This is a genomic window from Streptomyces sp. NH27 (assembly GCF_056859195.1).
This window is the reverse complement of sequence record NZ_JACEGK010001000.1, coordinates 1-985: the sequence shown is the minus strand read 5'-3', so window position 1 is coordinate 985 and position 985 is coordinate 1. Positions and strand designations below refer to the sequence as shown.

At 74.9% G+C, this 985-nt stretch carries 1 protein-coding gene; it reads right to left on the bottom strand.

Annotated features, from left to right (window positions below):
* Positions 1-783: alpha/beta fold hydrolase (locus tag AC13HU_RS37660; RefSeq protein WP_483046505.1), on the bottom strand; the 783-nt coding region annotated here is incomplete at its 3' end.
* Between the last annotated feature and the right edge of the window lie 202 nt (positions 784-985).

The following is a 985-nucleotide window of genomic DNA, read 5'->3' as shown; positions in this document are numbered from 1 at the left end:
GTCCACGCCCTCGTCGGCCAGCCCGCTCGCCGCGATCACGTCCGGCGCGTACAGGCCCACCGGCTCGTTCCTCAGCCCGCGCTCGGCCCACAACAAGGTTGCGGGGAGCGTCAGTTCGTGGATCGCGGCGAACACCTCGGGGTTGCGCAGCTCGTCCTCGGCGTCCTCCTGGACCGCCGCCTTCCGGCACGCGGAGCGCAAATGCGGCGCCTCGCCGGTCAGGTCGCGGTCCAGGTAGTCCGCCAGCAGCGGACCGCCGAGCCGGGCGAACGCCGGATGCTCCGCCCAGAACCGGTGATAGGCCGCCCGGTCGGCGAACTCCATGTCCAGCTTGGCCATCGCCGGTCCGATCACCGCGTGCAGCAACGCGTCGATGTCCACGTCCTGCGGCACGGGGATGCCCAACCCGCCGTCGACCAGGACCAGTTCGCTGTACCGCTCCGGGTCGCGCCGGCCCGCCACGCACGCGGCGTACCCGCCCATCGAGTGGCCGGCCAGCACCGCCCGTCCGATCCCGAGGTGGTCGAGCACCGCCACCAGGTCCCCGGCGTGTCGCGCCATGCTGGACGGCCCCGGCACGTCACGGCTGCGGCCGCGCCCGCGCAGGTCGGGAGCGATCAACTCCACGTCCCCGAGCGCCTCGGCGACCAGCGCCCAGGAAAGCCCGTTGCCGGAGATGCCGTGCGCGGCGAGCACGACGCCCGCTCCCGGCCGGCCCGGCCACCGTCGTACCGCCAGCCGCCCGCCGGCCACCTCGGCCGCCGTGTCCTCCCACGCCCGCATACCCGCACCCGCTTCCCGCCGTGCCATACGGCCTGAGCAGGATAAGGACCGCGGGGGCCGTTCGTCATGGGTGCGGCGCACACCTCACCCGCATCCGCTGCGTGCCGGCCGGTCATGGCCGGGCGGCTCCGAGGCGGATCGGAGGTGGCTCGTCCCCGGCGCGGGGGCGGGCGAACCAGGGGCGGGCGAACCAGGGGTGGAC